This is a genomic window from Roseateles sp. L2-2, assembly GCF_050613215.1.
GTDB classification, from domain to species: Bacteria; Pseudomonadota; Gammaproteobacteria; order Burkholderiales; family Burkholderiaceae_C; genus Roseateles; species Roseateles noduli.
In genome coordinates this window covers 3,629,833-3,646,578 of record NZ_CP192509.1, presented here as the reverse complement: position 1 = coordinate 3,646,578, position 16,746 = coordinate 3,629,833, and the positions used below count along the sequence as shown (strand labels likewise).

Annotated in this window: 17 protein-coding genes; 11 read left to right on the top strand and 6 right to left on the bottom strand. The window is 70.0% G+C overall.

All coding sequences use genetic code 11. The annotated features are described in order from the left end of the window. Positions 1 to 27 precede the first annotated feature (27 nt). Positions 28 to 186 (top strand): hypothetical protein, encoded by a 159-nt coding sequence (locus ACQZ13_RS16265; protein WP_431046175.1) that lies wholly within the window; start codon positions 28 to 30, stop codon positions 184 to 186. 221 nt (positions 187 to 407) lie between these two features. On the opposite strand, the gene ACQZ13_RS16260 is transcribed toward ACQZ13_RS16265, so the two are convergent. Continuing rightward, positions 408 to 1,460, bottom strand: a complete 1,053-nt coding sequence (locus tag ACQZ13_RS16260) for an alpha/beta hydrolase (protein WP_431046173.1) — start codon at positions 1,458 to 1,460, stop codon at positions 408 to 410. Positions 1,461 to 1,792: 332 nt separating this feature from the next. Here ACQZ13_RS16260 and ACQZ13_RS16255 point away from each other — a divergent pair, with 332 nt between their 5' ends. The 8 genes from ACQZ13_RS16255 (at position 1,793) to ACQZ13_RS16220 (ending at position 10,337) form a co-directional block, all read left to right on the top strand. Continuing rightward, complete coding sequence (locus ACQZ13_RS16255) at positions 1,793 to 3,334, top strand: DUF4331 domain-containing protein (protein WP_431046171.1); 1,542 nt, start codon at positions 1,793 to 1,795, stop codon at positions 3,332 to 3,334. Positions 3,335 to 3,348: 14 nt separating this feature from the next. Next, complete coding sequence (locus tag ACQZ13_RS16250; protein ID WP_431046169.1) at positions 3,349 to 3,693, top strand: hypothetical protein; 345 nt, start codon at positions 3,349 to 3,351, stop codon at positions 3,691 to 3,693. Continuing rightward, positions 3,690 to 4,865, top strand: a complete 1,176-nt coding sequence (locus ACQZ13_RS16245) for a hypothetical protein (protein ID WP_431046167.1) — start codon at positions 3,690 to 3,692, stop codon at positions 4,863 to 4,865. Before ACQZ13_RS16250 ends, ACQZ13_RS16245 begins: the two co-directional genes overlap by 4 nt. Further along, the gene (locus ACQZ13_RS16240) at positions 4,862 to 6,040 is read left to right on the top strand and encodes a HupE/UreJ family protein (RefSeq protein WP_431046165.1); all 1,179 of its coding nucleotides are present in this window, start codon (positions 4,862 to 4,864) and stop codon (positions 6,038 to 6,040) included. Before ACQZ13_RS16245 ends, ACQZ13_RS16240 begins: the two co-directional genes overlap by 4 nt. After that, a complete protein-coding gene (locus ACQZ13_RS16235; protein WP_431046163.1) occupies positions 6,037 to 8,175 on the top strand; it encodes a TonB-dependent receptor in 2,139 nt (712 codons plus the stop codon). Before ACQZ13_RS16240 ends, ACQZ13_RS16235 begins: the two co-directional genes overlap by 4 nt. Before the next feature lie 44 nt (positions 8,176 to 8,219). Further along, positions 8,220 to 8,927, top strand: a complete 708-nt coding sequence (locus ACQZ13_RS16230) for a sigma-70 family RNA polymerase sigma factor (protein WP_431046161.1) — start codon at positions 8,220 to 8,222, stop codon at positions 8,925 to 8,927. Next, complete coding sequence (locus ACQZ13_RS16225; protein WP_431046159.1) at positions 8,927 to 9,697, top strand: anti-sigma factor; 771 nt, start codon at positions 8,927 to 8,929, stop codon at positions 9,695 to 9,697. The genes ACQZ13_RS16230 and ACQZ13_RS16225 overlap by 1 nt, the downstream gene beginning before the upstream one ends. 160 nt (positions 9,698 to 9,857) lie before the next feature. Next, positions 9,858 to 10,337 carry a VOC family protein gene (locus tag ACQZ13_RS16220; RefSeq protein ID WP_431046157.1) on the top strand — a complete coding sequence of 160 codons (480 nt, stop codon included), beginning with the start codon at positions 9,858 to 9,860 and terminating at the stop codon, positions 10,335 to 10,337. A gap of 34 nt (positions 10,338 to 10,371) precedes the next feature. Here ACQZ13_RS16220 and ACQZ13_RS16215 read toward each other — a convergent pair whose 3' ends face one another. Beyond that, positions 10,372 to 10,827: a hypothetical protein gene (locus ACQZ13_RS16215; protein ID WP_431046155.1), complete on the bottom strand. Its 456-nt coding sequence runs from the start codon at positions 10,825 to 10,827 to the stop codon at positions 10,372 to 10,374. Continuing rightward, positions 10,811 to 11,296 carry a Panacea domain-containing protein gene (locus ACQZ13_RS16210; protein ID WP_431046153.1) on the bottom strand — a complete coding sequence of 162 codons (486 nt, stop codon included), beginning with the start codon at positions 11,294 to 11,296 and terminating at the stop codon, positions 10,811 to 10,813. The genes ACQZ13_RS16215 and ACQZ13_RS16210 overlap by 17 nt, the downstream gene beginning before the upstream one ends. 107 nt (positions 11,297 to 11,403) lie before the next feature. Between ACQZ13_RS16210 and ACQZ13_RS16205 the strand changes: the two genes are divergently transcribed. Further along, complete coding sequence (locus tag ACQZ13_RS16205; RefSeq protein ID WP_431046151.1) at positions 11,404 to 12,192, top strand: SIR2 family NAD-dependent protein deacylase; 789 nt, start codon at positions 11,404 to 11,406, stop codon at positions 12,190 to 12,192. 10 nt (positions 12,193 to 12,202) lie between these two features. Here ACQZ13_RS16205 and ACQZ13_RS16200 read toward each other — a convergent pair whose 3' ends face one another. The 3 genes from ACQZ13_RS16200 to ACQZ13_RS16190 form a co-directional block, all read right to left on the bottom strand. Continuing rightward, entirely contained in the window at positions 12,203 to 12,715 is a 513-nt protein-coding gene (locus ACQZ13_RS16200) for a CC0125/CC1285 family lipoprotein (protein WP_431046149.1), read from the bottom strand. 321 nt (positions 12,716 to 13,036) lie between these two features. After that, positions 13,037 to 13,849, bottom strand: a complete 813-nt coding sequence (locus tag ACQZ13_RS16195; RefSeq protein ID WP_431046147.1) for a response regulator — start codon at positions 13,847 to 13,849, stop codon at positions 13,037 to 13,039. After that, the gene (locus ACQZ13_RS16190) at positions 13,842 to 15,233 is read right to left on the bottom strand and encodes an ATP-binding protein (RefSeq protein ID WP_431046145.1); all 1,392 of its coding nucleotides are present in this window, start codon (positions 15,231 to 15,233) and stop codon (positions 13,842 to 13,844) included. The genes ACQZ13_RS16195 and ACQZ13_RS16190 overlap by 8 nt, the downstream gene beginning before the upstream one ends. Positions 15,234 to 15,422: 189 nt before the next feature. Between ACQZ13_RS16190 and ACQZ13_RS16185 the strand changes: the two genes are divergently transcribed. Then, positions 15,423 to 16,742 carry an efflux RND transporter periplasmic adaptor subunit gene (locus ACQZ13_RS16185; RefSeq protein ID WP_431046143.1) on the top strand — a complete coding sequence of 440 codons (1,320 nt, stop codon included), beginning with the start codon at positions 15,423 to 15,425 and terminating at the stop codon, positions 16,740 to 16,742. The last annotated feature ends 4 nt before the right edge of the window (positions 16,743 to 16,746 follow it).

The window sequence follows — 16,746 nt, the reverse complement described above, 5'->3', positions numbered from 1 at the left end:
TGGATCGGGGTCGCGCTGGCGGTCGTGATGATCGCTGTGATCTTCGGCTACGTCGAGATCAAGACGAGAGAGTGCCGACTGGTGTGCGGCGAGCAGTCCGCCAAGACGGCCCGCTTCGTCGTCGGCGGGGGCATCGTCCGGCAGTCCGACAAGCCGGTGACTGCACGCTGCGCCTGCGGCGGTTGAAGGCTTGTTGACTGCCGCGTCCGCTGGCCCTCACCCCCGCCCTCTCCCGCAAGCGGGAGAGGGAGTCCGACCGCGGCCCTTCTTGCTGCGTCTCCTTTTTGCGGGAGAGCTGCACGGAGTCCGCGGTGTACCGACTCCCTCTCCCGCTTGCGGGAGAGGGTCGGGGTGAGGGGCGCGCGCAGCGCGCTGGGTCTAGGCAGTCATGCGGCTTCCAGCGCCGATCAGACCCCGAGCGACTCCCGCAGTCGTTGCCCCGCGAACGCCTGTGCCTCGCGGGCCTTCTCCAGCACCGCCGCCGCGCCGAAGAATTCGTGAGCGACGCCTTCATAGTCGCGGCGCTCCACCGGCACCGACGCCTTTTCCAACGCGTCCGCGAGCTTCGTGCTGTCGCTGCGCAGCGGGTCGAGGCGGGCGCTGATCAACGTCACCGGCGCCAGACCTTCCAGGCGCGCGTCGATCAGTTGCAGGCGCGTGTCCTTCAGGTCCTCCTCGCTGCGCACGAGGTGATCCACGAACCACTTCACCATCGCGCGGTTCAGCGGCTTGGCGATCGCGTTCTCCAGATAGGACTCGGTGTTCAGGCTGGTCTGCGCGACCGGATAGACCGCCAGCACGTGGCGCGGCGAGGGCAGTCCCGCATCGCGCGCCGCGATCGCCGTCGCCACTGCTAGATTGCCGCCGGCGCTTTCTCCCGCCAGCGCCAGGCGCGCCGCATCGCCGCCGATGGAGGCGGCGTTCATGGTCAGCCAGCGGTAGGCCGCGAGCGCGTCGTCCCAGGCCGCCGGAAACTTGTGTTCCGGCGCCTGCCGGTAGTCGACCGACACGACGATCGCGCCGCTCTCCTTGGCCAGGCCGCGCGCGCCGCCGTCGTACACCCGACGGTCCGCGATCACCCAGCCGCCGCCGTGGAAGTACAGGATGACCGGCAGTGGTCCCGGAGAAGCCTGCGCCGCCGGCGTGTAGACGGTCGCGCCCAGCGGGCCGTCCGCGCCGGCGACCTGGATGTCGCGCGCCGTCACGCCGGGCACCAGCTGCACCGGATCGCTGCCGCGTCCCTGCTGCGCCAGCAGCGCCTTCACTGCGTCGGCGACCGTCGGCTGCCGGCGCGCCTCGGCGACGTCCAGCTTCTCGATCGCCTTCGGCCCGAGGGCCTCATGCGCCTTTGCGAGTTCGAGTTGATCGTCGTCCGCGCGGATCGCGGCCACCGCGTTGGACACGGCGTTGAGGATCGGATTGGGTTTGCCGTCGTCGGCGGATCGGTCGTGATCGGTCATTGAGATGCTCCGTGAAGTGGCCCCGGGGAGGAGAGCCGCCCGCTCCCTTCGGCAACACCCATGCCTACGCAGCGGTCTCACGCGCCGCGCGTACGCATCGTCAGGACATTCGGATTCATCGCATTCCCGTCCGACCTGTCCCCTTCAACGCTGACGCGTCGGCGGGCATACGGGTCGCCCCCTTGCCCTAGCGGTTGCAGCGGCGGACCTCCAACCCGCGACGCGGACAAACCGGCGCATCCAGGACGCCGTCGGCTGCGTAAAGGGACTCGGGCGGCCACCCTCCGCGCCCGCCTCCACCACATCGTTCCCTCCACAACGAGGAGCACTCCATGACCCCCATCCCGTTCGCCCCCTCGGCGACGACCCTGCGCATCGGCCTGTTCGCCGCAAGCGCGCTCTGCGCGGGCCTGGCCTTCGCGTCCAGCCATCGCGAGGCGCCCTTCATCACCACCGTCCCCAAGGCCGACGCGACCGATTTCTACATGTTCATGAGCTACGAGACCGGCCGCGCGGACTACGTGACGCTCATCGCCAACTACGTGCCGCTGCAGGACCCCTTCGCGGGCCCCAACTACTACGCGATGGACCCCAACGCGCTGTACGAGATCCACGTCGACAACAACGGCGACGCCAAGGAAGACATCACCTTCCAGTTCCGCTTCAAGAACACCTTGAAGGCCACCACACTGGCGATCGGCGACAAGAACGTCGCCATCCCGCTGGTCCAGTCCGGTACCGTCTCCGACGTGAAGGCCGCCGCGCTCAACGTCAACGAGAGCTACACCGTCGACATCGTGCGCGGCGACCGCCGCTCCGGCACGCGGACCCCGATCGCCAACGCCACCGGCGGTGCGACCACCTTCGACAAGCCCGTGGACAACATCGGCAAGAAGACGATCGCCGATTACACGGCCTACGCGGCCAAGCACATCTATTCGGTCACGATTCCCGGTTGCAACCAGCCGGGCAAGGTCTTCGTCGGCCAGCGCAAGGACCCGTTCGCGGTCAATCTCGGCACGATCTTCGACCTGGTGAACGCGCCCGTCGGGCTCATCACCGACCCGGCCCAGATCAACGCCGCGCCCAACACGCTCGACGGCAAGAACGTCACCACGCTCGCGCTCGAAGTGCACAAGAGCTGCCTGGTCGCCGGCGCCGAGCCGGTGATCGGCGGCTGGACCTCCGCCAGCATGCGCCAGGCCCGCATCCTCGATCCCGCGCCCAAGGCCGGCCATCAGACCGCCGACAAGGCCGGCGGCGCCTGGGTCCAGGTCTCGCGCCTGGGCATGCCGCTGGTCAACGAGGTCGTCATCGGGCTGCCCGACAAGGACCGCTTCAACGCCTCCAAGCCCAAGGACGACGCGCAGTTCGCCACCTACGTGACCAACCCGACCCTGCCGGCGCTGCTCGCCACGGTGCTCAACCTGCCGGGCTCCGCGCCGACCAACCTGCCGCGCAACGACCTGGTCACCACCTTCCTGACCGGGATCAAGGGCGTGAACCAACCGGCCAACGCGGTCGCCTCGGAAGAGCTGCGCCTGAACACGTCCATCGCGGCCGTGCCTTTCGCGCAGCAGAACCGTCTGGGCATCGTCGGCAACATCCTCGCCAAGGGCAACGACAACGCCGGGTATCCCAACGGCCGCCGGCCCAAGGACGACGTCGTCGACATCTCGCTGGTGGCGGTGATGGGCGGCCTGTGCGTGGCCAACGGCGATACCGACGCGCTGGGATTCGGCGCGGCCTGCAAGCCGTCCGCGGTGCCGCTGGGCGCCACGGCCTTCAAGCTGCATGACGCCGTCGACCAGGCCGTCGTGCCGCTGCTGCCCGGCTTCCCCTACCTGTACACGCCCATGGGCGGTACGCAGTGAACGAGGAGCCCCTCATGAGCGAATCCTCTTCGAGGCCCTCGGGCCCTTCGGTCTCCTCCGATCCTGACGGACGGTCACCCTCGGCACGCTGGCGCCGTCCGGCGCTCGCGCTGACCGCGGTCGCCGCCGCCGTGATGGTGGCTGGCTGTTTCGGCGGCGACGGGGACGGCGACAGCGGTGTCCCGGGCGATCCCAAGCCGGCATCGGTGCCCGACAGCGCGCTCGGTTCGTCCACGGCCTACACGCAGTTCACGCTGACGACCTCGCAGTCGAGCAGCGAGACCGCGGAGCCGCTGACGGCCGACAACGTGACGACGCCGCCCGCCAGCGAGACCGACGAACCGGCGTCCGTCACTTGAAGGCCGCGCGAGCCCTCGCGCTCGCGTGCGTCGCTCTGGTCGCCGCCGTCGCGTCGGCGGAACCCTTCACGCCTCGTCAGGACGACGAGGTCGTGGAGCGGTTGCCGCTGCGCGCCGGCTCGGCGGGAGAGCGTGCACGCCAGCGCGCCGAGCAGCGCGTGCTGGCGCAGCAGCCGCGCGATCTCGGGCTGGCCTTGCGCGCCGCGCGCGAGGCCGTCGAACGCAGCCGGCGCTACGGCGATCCGCGCGATCTCGGCACCGCGCAGGCATGGCTGCAGCCGTGGTGGAACGACCCCGCCGCGCCGCCTGCCGCGCGTCTGCTGAAGGCGACGGTGCTGCAGGCGCGGCACGACTTCGACCCGGCGCTGGCGGAACTCGACCGGCTGCTGCGCGAACGCGGGCTACCTTCGACCTTGCAGGCGCAGGCGGAGCTCACGCGTGCCGGCATCCTGCAGGTGCGCGGACGATGGGACGAAGCGCGAGCCGGTTGCCACCGGTTGGCGGCGCCTCCGCTGTCGCTGACGCATGGGCACGCGTGTCTGGCGGAACTCGACAGCCTGCAGGGCAAGGATGACGCCGCGACGCAGCGTCTGGCGATGCTCGACCGCGCCGCGGGTGCGCCGCATGCGTGGATCGCGCTGCTGCGCGCCGAGCTCGCCGAGCGTCAGGGGATCGCGACGGCGGGGCCGCTCTATGCACGGGCGCTGCAGTTGGACGATGACCTCTATGTCCGCGCGGCGTATGCCGACTGGCTGCTGGACGCGGGACGTCCGAAGGATGCTGCCGCGGTTGTGCGTGCCGGTCAGCCGGAAGGTCTGGACCAGATCCCCGATGCGCTGCTGCTGCGCCTGGCCATCGCGTGGAAGCGATCGGCCGATCCCGGCGCCGAGCGTGCAGCGACGGAGGTGCAGCAGCGCTTCGACGCCGCCGCGCTGCGCGGCGACAACAGCCACGCGCGGGAGCGTGCCCGCTTCGCGCTGGACGTGCGAGGCGACGCGGCGACGGCGTTGAAGGAAGCCTTGATGAACTGGGCTCAGCAGCGCGAGCCGGCCGATGCGGTGCTGCTCATGCGTGCCGCGCGCGCCGCGAAGCAGCCCGACGCGGCCGAGCCCGTCCGAACCTTCGTCCGCGAGCGATCGATGCAGGACCGGCGTCTCAAGGAGCTCGGATGAACGCGTGCTCCCGACGGGTCCTCGCCGCCTGCCTCGCGCTGGCAGGCGTCATGGGCGTTTCCGTCGCCGAGGCCCACAAGGCCAGCGACGCGTACCTGCAACTGCGAACGGACGGCACTGCCGCGACGCTGCGCATCGACATCGCCCTGCGCGACCTGGACCGCGATCTGGTGCTCGACGCCGACGACGACGGACTGCTGCGCTGGGGCGAGGTGCGATCGCGCGCGGCGGACATCGAGTCGCTCGCCGACCGCGGCGTGCGGATGGAGATCCGCGACGCGCAGGGGGCCGCCTGCCGGGCCGGCGCCCCCGCGCCCTTGCAGCTGGAGCAGCACAGCGACGGCCGGTATGCGGTGCTCGTGCGGACGTGGACCTGCGCCCACGCGCCGGCGATCGGCACGCTGTCCTACGGCCTGTTCGCGACGACCGATCCGACGCATCGCGGTGTGCTGGTCTGGCGGCAGGGCGGCGCGGCGAAGACCGCCGTCGTCGTGCCGGGAACGGCGGGCATGACCGTCGCACTCGGAGCGCAAACGGGATCCGAGCCTGCCCGGACGCACAGCCTGGCCGGCATCTTCCGCGACGGCGTGCACCACATCTGGATCGGCATCGACCACGTGCTGTTCCTCGTCGTGCTGCTGCTGCCGGCGGTCCTGCGCCGCGAGTCCGGGCAGTGGCATCCCGCCGATGCGTGGCGACCGGCGCTGTGGAGCGTGCTCGGCGTCGTCACGGCCTTCACCGTGGCGCACTCGATCACCCTGGCGCTGGCGGTCTTCGACGTCGTCAACCCGCCGTCGCGCTGGGTCGAAAGCCTGATCGCGTTGAGCGTGCTGCTCGCCGCGCTGAACAACCTGCGGCCGGTGCTGGTCGAGACGCGCTGGCGGCTGACCTTCCTCTTCGGTCTGGTGCACGGCTTCGGCTTCGCGAGCGCGCTGAAGGACCTCGGCCTCGCGCGGTCCGAGCTGGCGGCGCCGCTGGTGCTGTTCAACCTCGGCGTCGAGGCGGGACAGCTGGCGATCGTCGCCGTGCTGGTGCCGCTCGCCTGGGCGGCGCGGCGCTGGCGCGGCTATCCGCGATGGGTGCTGGGCGCGGGATCCGCGATCGTCGCGTCGATCGCGATCGTCTGGCTGGTCGAGCGTCTCTTCGATGTGCAGATCCTGGGAGTGGGCGGATGACAGCCGATCTTGTGATGGCCATGGCCGCGGTGACGCTGACGATGAGCCTGCTCAGCACGGCTCGCGCGGCTGAGCCGGCGACGGACGTGTCGAACGGTTCTACATCTTCGACGGCGGCCGCGAACGCCATCACGCAGACGGTCGCGCTGCAGCGCGTCGAAGTCGAAGGCCGCCATTACGACAACGGCATCGGCAGCAGCGACGCGGCGTCGCAGGGCACGATACGGGCCGGTCTTCTCAAGAGCCGGCCGGTGCTGCGGCCCGGCGAGGTGCTGGAGTTCGTGCCTGGCCTGATCGTCACGCAGCACAGCGGCGACGGGAAGGCGAACCAGTATTTCCTGCGCGGCTTCAACCTTGACCACGGCACCGACTTCGCCACCACGGTAATGGGCGTGCCGGTCAACATGCCCAGCCACGCGCATGGGCAGGGCTACGCCGATCTCAACTTCCTGATCCCGGAACTGGTCGATCGCATCGACTACCGCAAGGGGCCGTACTTCGCCCGCAACGGCGACTTCGCCGCGGCGGGATCGGCGGACATCGACTACCTGCGCGAACTCGACGCCCCCTTCGTCAGCCTGACGCTGGGCGAGGGCCGTTACCGGCGCGCGCTGGCGGCCGGATCGATGCGCATTGCGGAGGGCTTGCAGTTGCTGGGGGCCGTCGAGGCGATGGGCAACGACGGCCCGTGGCGCCTGCCGGAAGACCTGAACCGACGCAACCTCGTCCTGAGCCTGTCCGGCGCTTCCGGCACCGACCGCTGGCGCGTCGGCCTGATGGACTATCGCGCCGACTGGACGTCTACCGATCAAGTGCCGCAGCGCCTCATCGACGCCGGCAGCTTCAATGGCCGGCCGTTCGGCCGCTTCGATGCCATCGACCCGAGCGACGGCGGCCGCACGAGCCGCAGCAGCCTGTCCGGCGAATGGTCTCGCGACGACGGCGATCGCAGCACCCGCGTGGCCGCGTACGCGATGGCGTACCGGCTGTCGCTCTACTCGAATTTCACCTACGCGATGGAGCGCCCCGACACCGGCGACCAGTTCGCGCAGAAGGACGATCGCAAGGTCTACGGCTTCAGCGCGAGCCACGCGGCGGAGACGACGCTCGCCGGGCTGCCGGCCCGCGGAGAGGTCGGCGTGCAGCTGCGCCAGGATCGCGCGCGGGTCGGGCTCTTCGACACGCAGGCGCGCGCGACCACAGGCACGACGCGCGACGACCGCGTGCGGGAGACGCTCGCGAGCGTCTACGGCGACCTCGGTGTAGCGCTCGCGCCCTGGGCGCGCACTGTCGTCGGCGTGCGCGCGGACCAGGCGCGGTTCCGCGTCGACAGCCTCAGCGATGCGACGAACTCGGGGTCCGCGCGGCAGACCCTGGCGTCGCCGAAGTTCTCGCTGATCCTGGGACCCTGGTCGCGCACCGAGCTCTTCCTCAACGCCGGCCGCGGTTTCCACAGCAACGACGCGCGCGGCGTCACGGCGCGCGTCGATCCGCGCACCGGCGATCCGGTGGAGCCGGTGCCGGGGCTGGTGAAGGCGAAGGGCTACGAGCTCGGCGTGCGCAGCGAGATCGTGCCCGGGCTGCAGAGCTCGCTGGCGTGGTGGAAGCTCGACTTCGACTCGGAGCTGGTCTACGTCGGCGACGCCGGCGCCACGGAAGCCAACCGGCCGAGCCGGCGGCACGGCGTCGAATGGAACAACCGCTACGTGCCGGTCCCCTGGCTGCTGATCGACGCCGACCTCGCCTGGACGCGGGCGCGCTTCTCCGATGCCGATCCCGCCGGCGCGCGCATTCCCAACGCGGTCGACCGGGTGGCCTCGTTCGGCATGACGGTGCGCGAACTGGGCCCCTGGTCCGCCAGCCTGCAATGGCGCTACCTCGGCAGCGCGCCGCTGATCGAGGACGACAGCGTGCGGTCCCGTTCCTCGCTGACGACCAACCTGCGCGTGAGCCGCCGCATCGGCGCGAAGACCGAAGTGACCCTGGATGTCTTCAATTTGTTCGACAAGCGGGTCAACGACATCGAGTACTTCTACGAGTCGCGGCTTCCCGGCGAGGCGGCGGCCGTGGCCGACCGCCACGTCCATCCGGCGGAGCCGCGCACGCTGCGCGTCACCCTGCGCCGAAGTTTCTAGAGCGAGGACTGATCCAGATGTGCCTGGCCCGCGTAGAACCGCCCATGACGACCCCCTCCGACGACTCCGGTCCCCACCCGCGGATCGACGCCGCGCCGTCCTCTCTTGCTGAGCGCGACGCCCGACTCGCGGGGCTGATGACCCGGGTGGCGGCGTCCGATCGCAGCGCGTTCGACGAGCTCTACCGGGCGACCAGCGCGACGCTGTTCGGCATGGTGCTGCGCATCAACCGCGACCGCGGTCATGCGGAGGAAGTGCTGCAGGAGATCTACATCACCGTCTGGCGGCAGGCGCCGAGCTTCGACCTCGCGCACGGCAAGGTGCTGACCTGGCTCACGACGATCGCGCGGCACCGCGCGATCGACAGCCTGCGGCGCCGGGCCGCGCAGCCGTCGACCATCAGCCACTTCGGCGCCCTGGGCGGACGCGACGGCGGCGGAGACGGCCAAGGCGGGGAGGGCGAGCGCGACCTGCTCGACCACCTGCCCAGCGAACAACCCAGCCCGCTGGACCTGCTGGACGACGCCAACCGCGCCCACGCGCTGGAACGCTGCATGTCGCAGCTCAGCGGCGAGCAGCGCAGCAGCCTGGCGCTGGCCTACTACCAGGGTCTGTCGCACGCCGAGGTGGCCGAGCACATGAGCCAGCCGCTGGGCACGGTGAAGAGCTGGGTACGGCGCGGGCTGTCGAGCCTGCGCGGCTGCCTGGACCGGGCGACCGAACGGTTGGCGACGATGGGCAGGGCGATCTGATGGACTACGGACATCCGGAACGCGCGGAGCGGCTGGCCGCCGATTACGCCGTCGGCACGCTGCGCGGCGGCGCTCGTCGCAGATTCGAGAAGCTGTTGCCGGCGCATCCCGCGCTGGCCGCCGCCACGGCGACCTGGACTGCGCGTCTGCAATTGCTGGCGGGGCAGGTGGCCGCCGTCGAACCGCCTGCCAGCGTGTGGGCGACGATCCAGATGCGTCTGTTCGGCGCCTCCGACAGCGCGCCGTCGTCGACGCAGTCTTCGACATCGACGTTGCCAACGCCAACGCCCACGCAAACCTCAGCGACAACGGATGTGCGCCCGGCGGCCAACGATCGCCCAGGCGCGCTGCGGTTCTGGCGCGGACTCAGTGCCGTGGCCCTCGCGGCTTCCGTGGTGCTGGCGGTGATGGTCGCCCGGCCTGTGCCCGAGGCGGCGCCCATCGTGGTGGTGCTGCGCAGCACGCCGGAGGGCGTGGAGCTCGTCAAGACCGGCTTCGTCGCCAGCGTGTCCGCGGACGGACGCGCGCTGGTGCTGAAGCCCCTGGCGCCGGTGGTGATCGACGCGGCCCACGCGCTGGAGCTCTGGGCCGTGCCGAAGGCCGGCGCGCCGCGCTCGCTGGGCCTGATCGCGGCCGGCGATGTCCCGACGACGGTGACGCGCGCGAACCTCCTCGACGACACCCAGGCCTTTGCTGTCAGCCTGGAGCCCAGCGGCGGCTCGCGCACCGGCAAGCCGACGGGGCCGATCGTGTCGGCGGGCGGGATCTGAAGGGGCGCGCCAAGACGCACGAGGCGCCGATCCGGTGAGAGGTCTCCCAATGGGGTGTTCTTTTGTCGTACTGGGTTGTCCCTGATGTGGAGGACCTTGTCGAAAACATCGACGCCCGCTCGTCGTGTCTACGATGACCCCCCAACCCCAAGGAGACCCCATGCAAGCGAAGAACACGATCTGCGTCTGGTACGACAAGGACGCTGAAGAGGCCGCGCGTTTCTACGAGAAGACTTTCCCGGACAGCAAGGTCGGCCGCATCGCGCGCGCGCCGGGCGACTATCCCTCGGGCGTCGAGGGCGACGTGCTGGTGGTCGAGTTCACGGTGATGGGCATTCCCTGCATCGGCCTGAACGGCGGGCCGGGTATGAAGCACAGCGAGGCGTTCTCGTTCCAGGTCGCGACCGACGACCAGGCCGAGACGGACCGGCTCTGGAACGCGATCGTCGGCAACGGCGGTCAGGAGAGCGCGTGCGGCTGGTGCAAGGACAAGTGGGGCATCTCGTGGCAGATCACGCCGCGGGTGCTGTCGGAGGCGCTGAACAACCCCGACCGCTCGGCCGCCAAGCGCGCCTTCAGCGCCATGATGGAGATGCACAAGATCGACGTCGCCAAGATCGAGGCGGCGTTGAAGGGGTGAGCCCCTGAGGCACTGAGCCACCGATCGCCTGCGCTCAGTTCTTGGCGATCACCTTGTCGGCGAGCTTCTCCAGCAGGTTGAGGAGCTTCTCGCCGACCAAGGTGTGAAGATTCTTGGTCGTGACGTCCGGCTCGGTCTTCACCGACGAGGAACTCCGGATGATCGTCAGCAGGATCATCGTGGGCACCGAGAAGAGCGCGATGACCGTGGTCACGACGATGTGCCACTTGTCGGCGGAGACGGGAGGCCAGTGATCGAAGACGCCGACAAACACGCTGAGTGAGAACAGCCCTGCGGCGTAGAGCACGGCCGCGGTGGCCAGGCCGCCGCGTCCAGCCCAGGCACGGAGGCTCAGGTCAAGCTTCTGCGGCTTGCTCATGAATCGGTCTTCGACCATTTCGGCTTCTTTGACAGGGCTTGCCGCGGCGGTCATCTCCAGAGCCGAGATTGCGGGCAACTTCGGAAGTGTTGCTTTAATGGGGCGAGGCATGCGGCACCATCTTGGCGAAGTGTTTACGGATGACGTCGTCTCGCATCACGGTGATCTTCGCGTTCCTCGTTTCTTCCCAAGGTCCGCCGGGGTCGTGGGCGAGTGCCGACAGTTGATACCTGTTGAGCTTTCCGTACCGGCCCAGAATCTGATCGACGTAGAACCAGAATCGCTCGTCCTCCTGGCTGGGTATGAGGGGAACGAACTCGCATGTCTCGGGCTGGAACTCGGGCAGCATCTCGATCGCCTCGGCCTCGAACTCCTTGAGGCGGTAATAGAGCGATGAGAACAGTGGCCCGTATTCCCAGGCTTCGGGACGCTCGGAGACAACCGATTGCCCAAGAAGCGTCAGCGTCCACGCGTGAATGAAGAAAACGAGCTTCTGAATCTCCAGGTGGACGAAATTGCGTCCCGCCTGTTTTCCGCGGTAGACGAATGCATTGGCGACGAGTGCAGGTGCGTAACTCATGGCATGCGATTATCCGAGCGCATCCCGGCAGCGAAAGCGATTCGGCGGGGGAGGTGGACTCCCTCTCACGGGGGAATCGCGCCATTCAATTCGACGGACTTCTGACGATGAGTGACAACGACGAGTGGGGTGACCTACCCACAGCACTGGGTCAACTGCTGAATCGCCGCTTCGAGCACATCGTCGTGTTCAGCGGCGCCGGGATGTCGGCTGACAGCGGCATTCCGACCTTCCGTTCCGGCAGCAATGGGCTGTGGGGCGAATTCGATCCGCAGCAGCTGGCAACACCTGGCGCCTGGCAGCGGGACAAGGAGACGGTCTGGGGCTGGTACGAATGGCGCCGCGGGCATGTGATGGCCGCCAGGCCGAATCCGGGCCATGTCGCGGTGGCGCGCCTGCAGCGCGAATTCGGCGCGCAGGTCGTGACGCAGAACGTCGACGACCTGCATGAGCGCGCGGGCGTCGAAGGCGCCTTGCACCTGCACGGCAGTCTCTTCGCGGCGCGATGCGACCGGTGCGGCGCACGCGCCGCGCTGAATGATCCGCCGCCCGAAGCGCAGCGTCGACTGACGCCGCCGACCTGCGCGGCGTGCGGCAAAGGCTCGATCCGCCCGGGCGTGGTGTGGTTCGGCGAGCAGCTCGACGACGAGGTCGTGAACGCGGCGGCGCAACGCATCGCCGAGTGCGACCTGCTGCTGATCGTCGGCACCTCCGGCGTCGTCTATCCGGCCGCGGGCATGGTGCGGCTGGCGCCGAAAGGCGCGGTGATCGTGGAGATCAATCCGCAGCCGGGCGACGTCGCCGCGAACGTGAGCTTCCGGTGGCAGACGACCGCGGCGGCCGGGTTGCCGGCCGTGGCGGCGCGTCTGTCAGCGGGGGTGTCGGCGTCTCCGTGAGCCGCGGCGCTCAGCCCTTGGGCGGACGCTTGACGCCGTAACGCGGGCCGAGCTCGGTCCACAGGAACTGCGCGTCATAGACCTTGCCTTCGGCGGCCTCGGCCGGCTTGTCGTGGAAGCACTGGATGGTCAGCGTCGTGGCCGGCTGCTTCTGCGTGACCGTCTTGGCTTCGTTGTAGGTCGTCGTCGAGACCGACTTGGTCTCGTTGCCTTCGACCTTGCTCGTGGTCTCGGTCGTCTGCGTCGCCGGCACCTGGTAGCTGCTGGTGAGCATGTCGTTGCGCTCCTCGACGACGACGAAGTAGCGGTAGCCCTTGGTCAGCGTCACCTCGGCGCTGCGCAGCAGGGCCTGGTCCGCCGCCTTGGACGGCACGTCGTTCTGGTAGCCGGCGAAGGTCACGCGGTAGCGGTCCGGCGACAGCGGCACGTCGTTGTAGCCGTAGCCGCCGAACATGCGGGTGTAGGACGTGAAAGCGCAGGCGTTCAGAAGCGCCAGCGCGCCGATGGCGATCCATTTCTTCATTCAGGGTTCCTCCTCGGGGGACGACTGTCCGGAAGCGCCGTGACCGTCTCATTGCGGTCATGTTGCGGAATGCTTCGGAGTCGTCAGCAATTGCTCGTTCGAATAACGCGGCGGTTCATCATTCGTTGACTGCCGAGGCCGCTGGCCCTCACCCCCGCCCTCTCCCGCAAGCGGGAGAGGGAGTGAGAATGCACCGAGCCATTCGACTCAGGAGCACTGGGGTGGCCCCCTCTCCCGCACTGCGGGAGAGGGTGGGGGTGAGGGCCAGCGGCGTCTCGAACCGCGCAGTCCGGATTGGACCACCAATCCAGGCAAGACCTGTCACCGCTCGAACCGGTAGCCCACGCCGTAGATCGACCGGATGCGGTCCGTGCCGGCGCCCGCGCGCTCCAGCTTGCGCCGCAGGTTCTTGATGTGGCTGTCGACCGCGCGCTCGGTGACCTCGCGGCCGTCCACGTGCAGCAGGTCCAGCAGCTGCGTGCGCGCATACACGCGCCCGGGCTGCGCGGCCAGGATGTGGAGCAGCCGGAATTCGATCGGCGTCAGGTCCAGCGGCTCGCCGCGCCAGCTTGCCGTCCAGCCGGCCTCGTCGATGAAGAGCGCCTCGCTGCCGGCCGCGAAGGCGGCGACCGCGGCGGCCGTCGCCATCTCGTGCGCACGGCCGCGGCGCAGCGCCGCCTTGACCCGCGCCATCACCTCGCGCGGGCTGAACGGGTTCTTCGCGATGTAGTCGTCCGCGCCGGTCTCCAGGCCGGCCAGCCGGTCCGACTCGTCCGCCCGCGCCGTCAGCATCAGGATGGGCACGCTGCTCATCGCGCGCAGCGTGCGGCACAGCGTCAGACCGTCGATGCCCGGCAGCATGAGGTCGAGCAGGATCAGGTCGTGCCGCCGCGCCGTCCACGCGGGAATCACCTCGCGGCCGTCGGCCACGCATTCCGGCTCGTGTCCGGCCGCGCGCAGGTAGTCTGCCAGCAGCGCCGCCAACTTCGGTTCGTCCTCGACCACCAGGACCCGCGACGGGCCCGGCTCCATCGGCATCGGCGCCAGACCCGAGCCCGATCCCGCACCCGACCCGGATGGTGATCCAGATCCCTGCCCCGATCCGGACGTCGATCCTGCGCCGTTCTCAGACATGGACCGGCAGCTCCACGCGCATCCACAGGCCGCCCAGCGGCGAGGGGCGCGCTTCGATGCGGCCCTCGTGCGCTTCCGCGATGCGCTGGCAGATCGACAGCCCCAGCCCCGATCCGCCGCCGCGACGGCTGCGCGACGCGTCGACGCGGAAGAAGCGCTCGAACAGCCGCGGCAGATGCTCCGGCCCGACGCCGGGCGAGGTGTCCTGCACGTCGATCACCGCATGGTCCCCGCTGCGCCGCGCGCTGATGCTCAGCGCACCGCCGGCGTCCGTGTAGCGGCAGCTGTTCTCGACGAGATTGCCCAGCAGCTGCCGCAGCCGACGCTCGTCGCCGAAGACGCGCAGCGGCTGCTCCGGCAGGTCCAGCTGCAGCTTCAGGCCGCTGCCGTGCATGCGTTCGCCGAAGGCGCCCGCCGTCACGTCGATCAGCTGGCACAGGTCGACCTCCGACTTGCGGTAGGCGAGGGCGCCCACGTCCGCCATCGACAGCTCGTGCAGGTCGTCGACCAGCTTGTGCAGGATGCCGACCTCGCCCTGCAGCGAGCGCAACGCCTGCGCGTCGAGCTTGCGCACGCCGTCCTCCAGCGCCTCCAGCTCGCCGTGCAGCACGCCCAGCGGCGTGCGCAGCTCGTGCGAGACGTCGGCAAGGAATTCGCGCCGCATCGCCTCGTTGCGCTGCAGGGTCAGCGCGAGCTGGTTGAAGTCGCGGCCCAGGCCGGCGATGTCGTCGTTGTTGCGCGTCTCGGGCACGCGGACCTCGAAGTCGCCCGCCGCCAGCCGGTGCGTGGCGACGGCGACGCGACGCACCGGACTCAGCAGCCGGCGCGAGATCCAGAACGCGACCGCCCCGGCGAGCAGCACCGCCGCCCCGCCGACCACCCAGGCCGAGCGCAGCTGCGCGTCGTAGAAATGCTTCTCCGCGCCCGGGCTCACCGATTCGATGGGCGTCAGCGTCAGCCAGCCCACGGTCAGCCCGTCGACGATGATGGGCCGCTCCACGCTCGGCTCCACCGGCCCGGCATACCCGGCCACGCGCTCGCGGTTCTCGTCGAACAGCGTGAAGCGCCGCGTCGCGCCTGTCAGCTCGGCCGGACCGTGCTTGACGGCGGGCATGTCGGCCTCCGGCACCAGCGGGCGCAGCAGGCGGCCCCAGAGCTCCGGCTTCTGGCGCAGGAAATCCCAGCTCTTGCCGTTCTCGCGATAACCGGCGGTGACGCTGGTCCGTGCCAGTTCCAGCCGGTTCACGCCCTGCTCGTTGAGGTAGCCGATGAAGTCCCGGTTCAGGTTGATGTGCGAGAACACGCCCATGGCCAGCGCCACCGCCATGGCGGTGCTGAAGACGGCGGCGAAGAGCCGGGCGGTGAGGGTGAACGAGAGCTTCATCCGGGAGAAGGAAAAACGAAGGGGAAGCGCGGAACGGACCGTGGCAGTGTGCCGAAAGTGATGGGTAAACCGTCGACGGACGGGATGATGAGGGCGCCCGCGTGCGACGGGCAAGCCATCCGGGCGGAGGCCGCGCGCCTGACGCGATCTTCAAGGTCTCTCCACATTCGTGGACGAGCATCCGCCGCCATGCCGAAGAAGATTCTGACATCCACGTCGTTGAAGTCCTTGATCCCGTCGCGCACCCCGCGCGCGCCGTCCCTGGGTCCGATCGCCGCGGCGCTGGCCGCCCTGGCCGTGCTGGTGCTCGCCGGCTGCGGCGAGAAGAAGGACGAGACCGCCAAGCGCGCCCCGCCCGAAGTGGGCGTGATCGTGGTGACGACGCAGGACGCGCCGCTGGCGCTGGAGCTGCCGGGCCGGCTGTCCGCCAGCCAGGTCGCCGAGATCCGCCCGCAGGTGACGGGCATCGTGCAGAAGCGTCTCTTCGAGGAAGGCAAGCTGGTCCGCGCCGGCCAGCCGCTGTACCAGCTCGACGCCGCGACCTACGAGGCCGAGCGCGCGCGCACCGCCGCCGCGCTGCAGAAGGCCGAGGCCCAGGTGGCCGTCGCCCGTAGCCGCGCCGAGCGCGATGCGGAGCTGCTCAAGGCCGACGCCCTCAGCCGCCAGAGCGCCGACGACAGCGCCAGCGCGCTGCGCCAGGCGCAGGCCGACGTGGCCGTGGCCCGCGCCGCGCTAGCCGCCGCCCGCGTGCAACTGGACCGGACCCGCATCACCGCGCCGATCTCCGGCCGCATCGAGGTGTCGACGGTGACCGCCGGCGCGCTGGTCACCGCCGCGCAGACGCAGGCGCTGACGACGGTGCAGCAGCTCGATCCGATGCACGTGGACATCGTCCAGAGCAGCGCCGAGATCCTGCAGCTGCGCCGCCAGCTCGACGCCCGCAGCGGCAGCAGCAGGATCAAGCTGGTGCTCGAGGACGGCACCGAGTACGCGCGTCCCGGCACGCTGCAGTTCAGCGGCGTGACGGTGGACCGCGGCACCGGCGCGGTCACGTTGCGCGCAATCGTGCCCAACCCGGACGGCGCGCTGCTGCCCGGCATGGTGGTCCGGGCCAAGCTGCTGGCCGGCGTCGACAGCGGCGTGATCCTGGTGCCGCAGCAGGGCGTGACGCGCTCGCCCACCGGCGAGGCGACGGCGTTGGTTGTCGGACCCGAGAACAAGCTGCAGCTGCGCCAGCTGGTGCTGACCCGCGCGGTCGGCAACCAGTGGCTGGTCGCCAGCGGCCTCAAGGCCGGCGACAAGCTCGCCATCGAAGGTCTGCAGCGCGTGCGCGCCGGTCAACCGGTGACGCCGGTGCCGGCGGGCATGAAGAAGGGCGGTGCCGCAGGTGCCGGTGCAAAGCCGGCGTCGGCCGCGGCCTCCGCCACGGCGGCGGTCGCCGCGGAAATCGGCGGTCCGGCCGCTTCGGCGGCCACCACGGCCCCCACGGCATCCAGCGCGGGACGCTGACACC

What these genes read in the sequence shown, in the direction of transcription:
- ACQZ13_RS16235 (WP_431046163.1), top strand. Translation starts at nt 6,037, where the DNA reads ATGACAGCCGATCTTGTGATGGCCATGGCCGCGGTGACGCTGACGATG.
- ACQZ13_RS16250 (WP_431046169.1), top strand. Translation starts at nt 3,349, where the DNA reads ATGAGCGAATCCTCTTCGAGGCCCTCGGGCCCTTCGGTCTCCTCCGAT.
- ACQZ13_RS16205 (WP_431046151.1), top strand. Translation starts at nt 11,404, where the DNA reads ATGAGTGACAACGACGAGTGGGGTGACCTACCCACAGCACTGGGTCAA.
- ACQZ13_RS16185 (WP_431046143.1), top strand. Translation starts at nt 15,423, where the DNA reads ATGCCGAAGAAGATTCTGACATCCACGTCGTTGAAGTCCTTGATCCCG.
- ACQZ13_RS16225 (WP_431046159.1), top strand. Translation starts at nt 8,927, where the DNA reads ATGGACTACGGACATCCGGAACGCGCGGAGCGGCTGGCCGCCGATTAC.
- ACQZ13_RS16255 (WP_431046171.1), top strand. Translation starts at nt 1,793, where the DNA reads ATGACCCCCATCCCGTTCGCCCCCTCGGCGACGACCCTGCGCATCGGC.
- ACQZ13_RS16195 (WP_431046147.1), bottom strand. Translation starts at nt 13,849, where the DNA reads ATGTCTGAGAACGGCGCAGGATCGACGTCCGGATCGGGGCAGGGATCT.
- ACQZ13_RS16215 (WP_431046155.1), bottom strand. Translation starts at nt 10,827, where the DNA reads ATGCCTCGCCCCATTAAAGCAACACTTCCGAAGTTGCCCGCAATCTCG.
- ACQZ13_RS16240 (WP_431046165.1), top strand. Translation starts at nt 4,862, where the DNA reads ATGAACGCGTGCTCCCGACGGGTCCTCGCCGCCTGCCTCGCGCTGGCA.
- ACQZ13_RS16230 (WP_431046161.1), top strand. Translation starts at nt 8,220, where the DNA reads ATGACGACCCCCTCCGACGACTCCGGTCCCCACCCGCGGATCGACGCC.
- ACQZ13_RS16190 (WP_431046145.1), bottom strand. Translation starts at nt 15,233, where the DNA reads ATGAAGCTCTCGTTCACCCTCACCGCCCGGCTCTTCGCCGCCGTCTTC.
- ACQZ13_RS16200 (WP_431046149.1), bottom strand. Translation starts at nt 12,715, where the DNA reads ATGAAGAAATGGATCGCCATCGGCGCGCTGGCGCTTCTGAACGCCTGC.
- ACQZ13_RS16210 (WP_431046153.1), bottom strand. Translation starts at nt 11,296, where the DNA reads ATGAGTTACGCACCTGCACTCGTCGCCAATGCATTCGTCTACCGCGGA.
- ACQZ13_RS16220 (WP_431046157.1), top strand. Translation starts at nt 9,858, where the DNA reads ATGCAAGCGAAGAACACGATCTGCGTCTGGTACGACAAGGACGCTGAA.
- ACQZ13_RS16260 (WP_431046173.1), bottom strand. Translation starts at nt 1,460, where the DNA reads ATGACCGATCACGACCGATCCGCCGACGACGGCAAACCCAATCCGATC.
- ACQZ13_RS16265 (WP_431046175.1), top strand. Translation starts at nt 28, where the DNA reads ATGATCGCTGTGATCTTCGGCTACGTCGAGATCAAGACGAGAGAGTGC.